The following is a 5,411-nucleotide window of genomic DNA, read 5'->3' on the forward strand; positions in this document are numbered from 1 at the left end:
TCTGGCGCGTTATCGATCTGGTCGAAAGCACGTGCAGAACCGCCGTAGGTTTTAGCCAGAACGGTGGTGATCGCTGCAGTCAGGGTAGTTTTACCGTGGTCAACGTGGCCGATAGTACCGACGTTAACGTGCGGTTTTGTACGTTCAAACTTTTCTTTAGACATCGATTGTCCCTCTAAGACACGGATAAATCGGTGGTATCACCACATCAACCAAGCATTTGCTCGTTGAATCCAGAACAGAAAGAAAATCAGGGGGCGAGAAATTAAGAAGTGGTGCTGATAGGCAGATTCGAACTGCCGACCTCACCCTTACCAAGGGTGCGCTCTACCAACTGAGCTATATCAGCACATCTTGGAGCGGGCAGTGGGAATCGAACCCACATCATCAGCTTGGAAGGCTGAGGTAATAGCCATTATACGATGCCCGCATCCTGGAACTCGGCTACCTGATTTTTCTGTAGAATTTTGGGATGGAGCAGGACTATTCATCACTCGCTTCGCATCCTTCGGGCCGGCTGCGCCTTGCGCTGCACAGCTCGAACCTTGCCGAAGGCTTTCGCCCTCTCCTCCCGCCATCAACCGCTGCGGTATTTATCGCATCTCAGTTAATCGCCGAAGGCAAGATTTGGTGGTGGGGGAAGGATTCGAACCTTCGAAGTCTGTGACGGCAGATTTACAGTCTGCTCCCTTTGGCCGCTCGGGAACCCCACCAGATTTTAACTACTTGTGACTTGAATGGTGCCGGCTACCGGAATCGAACTGGTGACCTACTGATTACAAGTCAGTTGCTCTACCTACTGAGCTAAGCCGGCATCAAGTGCAGCGCATTCTAGGTAGAGCGGACGGCCTATGCAACAAAAAAATTGCTTTACGCGCACTTTCGCTCACAAATCAGTCAATTTTGCATGCTGTCATGCAATTCGCAGCCTGCGGCGTGCAAACATTCATCACTTGCGGCAATCATTCTCTACAATTTTATCCACTTTTTGCAAGCATTGAGAGCCCCTTTCTCCGTGTCGGGCTTCTCAAAACACGTAACCTGCGTCGGTAAACCGTGAGCGGGATCGATGCACCAAAAAGAGGATCGCTGCCCAGGTTCGTGGCGTGAACTACACTTATTGCTCGCTCTTTCGCCGTGGCTATGCCTTTCGTCGTTCTGGCGCAGTTATTGCTTATCTTCATTACCCCCATCTCTGGAGGAATGACCGATGAAAATAGTGCCTATCAACGCCGCTACGCTCCCGATTTATCGCGATGAATTGGCTCGCCTGTTGACCGATGCGGTCACCCACGGTGCTTCAGTGGGCTACGACACCTTAATCCCGCATGAAGACGCCGAGAGTTACTTCCACAGCCTGCGTCCCGCCTTGGCCAAAAGCGAGCTGCTATTGTGGATTGCCCGCGACGAACGCGGCGTCGTTGGCACCGTGCAACTCGAGCTCTGCCAGAAACCGAATGGCCGTAATCGTGCGGAGGTGGTGAAGCTATTGGTGCATAGCCGCGCTCGCCGCAACGGCGTAGGTCTGGCGCTGATGAAGACGTTGGAGCAGGCGGCACTGCAACAGCAGCGCGGGCTATTGTACCTGGATACGCAGGCTGGCTCAGCGGCTGAAGCGCTTTATCGCAGCCTGGGTTATCGCTGTTTGGGCGAGCTACCGGATTATGCAGCGGGCCCCGATGGGCATTATCATCCGACCGTCATTTATTACAAACGTCTATTCACCGTAAACCAACCTTCGCGCGCCATTGCCTGCTAGCCTTCAGGCGGTATCCGGCCCCGATGATACCGCCTTGCAACCCCGCCTTATCAACTGCGCGCCGCTTCGCACAATTGACATAAACTGCTGCCTATCGACAACTTTTGCGAAAAAAGTCTACGCCAAAAACGAAGCTGTCTATAATATGCAGCTTGTTTATTCTCTGGAGTTGGCGTCCGGCGCCTTTCCCAACCTGCGTTAACAGGCAGAATTTGGCTTATGATAAAAAGAGATCAATCTTTAGCAACGCCTTACCTACAGTTCGATCGTACCCAATGGGCTGCGTTGCGAGATTCGGTGCCGCTGACGTTATCGGAAGAAGAGATCGTTAAGCTGAAAGGGATTAACGAAGATCTCTCGTTGGAAGAAGTTGCGCAGATTTATCTGCCGCTGTCACGACTATTGAACTTCTATATCAGTTCCAACCTGCGCCGACAGGCGGTGCTCGAGCAATTCCTCGGCACCGACGGGCAAAAAATTCCCTATGTCATCGGCATCGCCGGCAGCGTAGCCGTAGGTAAGAGCACGACCGCACGTCTGTTGCAGGCGTTGCTGAGCCGCTGGCCGGAACACCGCAGCGTTGAGTTGATCACGACCGACGGCTTCTTGCATCCTAATAAGGTGCTGAACGAACGCGGCCTGATGAAGAAAAAAGGCTTCCCGCAGTCTTACGATATGCATAGCCTGGTGAAATTCGTGTCAGAAGTGAAATCCGGCGCCAAACGCGTTACCGCTCCGGTTTATTCTCATTTAATCTATGACGTTGTACCTGAGGGTAATAAAGTCATCGAGCAACCGGATATTCTGATCCTGGAAGGGCTTAACGTATTGCAAAGCGGTATGGATTACCCGCACGATCCTCATCGCGTATTCGTTTCCGATTTTGTCGACTTCTCCATATATGTCGATGCCCCGGAGACGCTATTGCAAAGCTGGTATATCAATCGTTTCCTGAAATTCCGTCAGGGCGCATTTTCCAATCCCGATTCTTATTTCCATAACTATTCAAAATTGCCGGAACCGGAAGCGATTAATATCGCTACACAATTGTGGAATGAAATTAACGGCTTGAATTTGCAGCAGAATATACTACCTACCCGCGAACGCGCCAGCCTGATCATGACCAAAAGCGCCAACCATGCCGTTGAAAGCGTGCGCTTAAGAAAGTAAGACTACCGATCGCTCAAGGGGACGGTAACGTCCCCTTGGTTGCGCTCGCTATTCTGCACTGCGCAGCGATATCTCTCCGCCGATAAAGGGTTTGATCTCCCCATCTTGTTCCAGCAGCAGTGCCCCCTGCGAATCGATGCCTCGTGCGATCCCTACAATCTGCCGCTCACCAATCAGCAGTTTGACCGGTCTGTCGATAAAATTATCCAACGTGCGCCAACGACCAATGAATGGCCCCAGCCCATCTATCTCGAATTGTTTTAACGACTGCCGCAATTCATTGAGCAAAGTAGCAGTCAGCTCATTACGGTCGATGTTAATGCCGGCTTCTTGCAGGTTGATCCAACCTTGGTTGATCCCCCCGGCATTGGTATCCCGCATCGCCAAATTAATGCCAGCACCGATGACCAACTGAGCCGCATCGCCAGTTTTTCCTGTCAACTCGACCAGGATCCCTGCCAATTTGCGATCGTTCAGGTAGAGGTCGTTGGGCCATTTTACTCGCACGTCTTTAGCACCAAGGCGCTGCAAGACCTCCGCCATCACCATGCCGATCACCAGGCTCAGCCCCATCGCCGCAGCTGGCCCCTGTTCCAATCGCCAAAACATCGACAGGTATAAATTGGCGCCAAACGGCGAAATCCACTGGCGCCCACGACGACCGCGGCCTGCCAGTTGATACTCAGCGATGCAGGCGTCGCCAGATTGTAGTGTTTCGATACGATCCAGCAAATATTGATTGGTAGAGTCGACTACCGGCAACACGGTAACGCGTTTGTCGTCCAACCCTTTTAGAATGCGTTCCGCCTCCAATAGCGGCATGGGGGCAGGCAAGCTGTACCCTTTGCCAGGCACGGTAAAGACATCCAGCCCCCACTCGCGAATGGTTTGAATATGCTTATTGATCGCAGCACGGCTCATGCCGAGTGACTCACCGAGGTGTTCCCCGGAATGGAATTCGCCGTCGGCCAACAACGCGATCAGTTTTAACGGAACCTTGGTATCTTTCATGACAGCACCACCACGGCATTCAGCTCACCGGTCGCACCAATAAAACGCACCTCAGGCTCCAACCACACACCGAATTTATCGGCCACCGTCTTGCGTACGTGACGCGCCAGCGCCACCACATCCTGGCTGTGGGCATTGTCGATGTTCACCAGCACCAGCGCCTGCTGGCGGTGTACCGCAGCACCACCGATGCGATATCCTTTCAGCTCGCATTGGTCGATAAGCCAGCCGGCGGCCAGCTTCACCTGACCATCCTGCTGCGGATAATGCGGCATGCCGGGATATTTGGCGACGAGTTCTGCGGCTTTCTCTGCGTTCACCAAAGGATTCTTGAAGAAGCTGCCGGCATTGCCGGTTTCGCGCGGATCGGGCAGCTTGCTGCGACGCATAGCACATACGGATTCAAATACCTGAAGCGGCGTCACCGTGGTGGGCTCCAACTTGGCCAGATCGCCGTAACTCAATTTGGGTTGCCACTGTTTGTTGAGACGCAGACCCAGCCCGACAATGACATGCCCAGTTTGGAAACGGTGCTTGAAAATGCTTTCCCGGTAGCCAAAACCACACTCGGCAGCCGGGATGCGATCGATAGCGCCGGTAGAGAAGTCCAGCAAATCGACATACTCGCAGACGTCTTTCAATTCGACGCCGTAGGCGCCGATGTTCTGAATAGGGGCAGAACCGGCCAATCCAGGGATCAACGCCAGGTTTTCCAGGCCGCAGATCCCAGCCTGCAGCGTATATTGCACCAGGTCATGCCAATTTTCACCGGAGCTGACGTGGAGATACCAGGCATCGTTATCTTCTCGAACATCGATACCCTTCAACTGATTGACCATTACCGTGCCCGAGAAATCCTCCAGGAACAGCACGTTGCTACCTTCACCGAGAATCAGCAGCGGCTCCTGACGCTTGCGCGTTTGTTGCCACACCTTGAGCATCAGCTCAATTCTATCGGCCATGATCAGGTGCGCTGCGTTGACCGGGAGCGCAAACGTATTGTGGTTTTTTAAAGACGCGCTTTCAGTAGACATAACGTTCAGTACCTATACGGAAATAATCTTTCGCCTAGTCTACTCGATTCGAGGCGTCTGGCTAATATTTGTTTTAATTAACGTGAAATTTATCGAATAATACACTAAAGAATTAAGATTTATCTTTGATATAGCCAGATATTTCTTATCAACACATTAATAAATAGGCATTTTTATTATTTAAATAATAATCTGAAGCTATCAATTATATATTAATCTGGCTATTTCTCTGGCAAAAAACATTATGATTCCTTATAAGAATAAGCTACATATGCCAAAAAGGTATTTTTCAAAGTAATAGATACAGCCAGTATATTTATTTTACGCATAGCAAAAAGCCCTGAACGTCAGTTCAGGGCTTTCGGCTTTATTTGATGCCTGGCAGTGTCCTACTCTCGCATGGGGAGACCCCACACTACCATCGGCGCTACGGCGTT

At 51.6% G+C, this 5,411-nt stretch carries 5 protein-coding genes, 4 tRNA genes and 1 other RNA gene; 2 read left to right on the forward strand and 8 right to left on the reverse strand.

The window, feature by feature from the left end; translation table 11 throughout:
* The 6 genes from ACJ8J4_RS24640 to ACJ8J4_RS24665 all read right to left on the reverse strand — a co-directional run.
* A partial coding sequence (locus ACJ8J4_RS24640) for a GTP-binding protein (protein WP_023158627.1) occupies positions 1–164 on the reverse strand: 164 nt, incomplete at its 3' end.
* Positions 165–273: 109 nt separating this feature from the next.
* A tRNA-Thr gene (locus ACJ8J4_RS24645) sits at positions 274–349 on the reverse strand.
* Positions 350–355: 6 nt separating this feature from the next.
* Positions 356–430 (reverse strand) — tRNA-Gly (locus ACJ8J4_RS24650).
* 36 nt (positions 431–466) lie between these two features.
* A non-coding RNA gene (locus ACJ8J4_RS24655) (RtT sRNA) lies at positions 467–582 on the reverse strand.
* 46 nt (positions 583–628) lie between these two features.
* Positions 629–713 (reverse strand) — tRNA-Tyr (locus tag ACJ8J4_RS24660).
* Positions 714–738: 25 nt separating this feature from the next.
* Positions 739–814, reverse strand: a tRNA-Thr gene (locus ACJ8J4_RS24665).
* A 396-nt stretch (positions 815–1,210) separates the two neighbouring features.
* On the opposite strand from ACJ8J4_RS24665, the gene ACJ8J4_RS24670 reads away from it, so the two are divergent.
* Positions 1,211–1,759, forward strand: coding sequence for a GNAT family N-acetyltransferase (locus tag ACJ8J4_RS24670; RefSeq protein ID WP_025304937.1), 549 nt, complete (start codon positions 1,211–1,213; stop codon positions 1,757–1,759).
* A 219-nt stretch (positions 1,760–1,978) separates the two neighbouring features.
* Entirely contained in the window at positions 1,979–2,929 is a 951-nt protein-coding gene (gene coaA, locus ACJ8J4_RS24675; protein ID WP_025304936.1) for a type I pantothenate kinase, read from the forward strand.
* Positions 2,930–2,977: 48 nt separating this feature from the next.
* On the opposite strand, the gene birA is transcribed toward coaA, so the two are convergent.
* Both birA and murB read right to left on the reverse strand, forming a co-directional pair.
* Complete coding sequence (gene birA, locus ACJ8J4_RS24680) at positions 2,978–3,940, reverse strand: bifunctional biotin--[acetyl-CoA-carboxylase] ligase/biotin operon repressor BirA (RefSeq protein ID WP_025304935.1); 963 nt, start codon at positions 3,938–3,940, stop codon at positions 2,978–2,980.
* The gene (gene murB, locus ACJ8J4_RS24685) at positions 3,937–4,974 is read right to left on the reverse strand and encodes a UDP-N-acetylmuramate dehydrogenase (RefSeq protein WP_099817669.1); all 1,038 of its coding nucleotides are present in this window, start codon (positions 4,972–4,974) and stop codon (positions 3,937–3,939) included. Before murB ends, birA begins: the two co-directional genes overlap by 4 nt.
* Positions 4,975–5,411 lie beyond the last annotated feature (437 nt).

Origin of the sequence: Serratia sp. CY47280, from assembly GCF_052168655.1 — a bacterium.
Taxonomy (GTDB): Bacteria; Pseudomonadota; Gammaproteobacteria; order Enterobacterales; family Enterobacteriaceae; genus Serratia; species Serratia bockelmannii.

Bases quoted from the DNA above. Each gene is read 5' to 3' on its own strand.
- birA (WP_025304935.1), bottom strand. From the start codon at position 3,940: ATGAAAGATACCAAGGTTCCGTTAAAACTGATCGCGTTGTTGGCCGAC.
- murB (WP_099817669.1), bottom strand. From the start codon at position 4,974: ATGTCTACTGAAAGCGCGTCTTTAAAAAACCACAATACGTTTGCGCTC.
- ACJ8J4_RS24670 (WP_025304937.1), top strand. From the start codon at position 1,211: ATGAAAATAGTGCCTATCAACGCCGCTACGCTCCCGATTTATCGCGAT.
- coaA (WP_025304936.1), top strand. From the start codon at position 1,979: ATGATAAAAAGAGATCAATCTTTAGCAACGCCTTACCTACAGTTCGAT.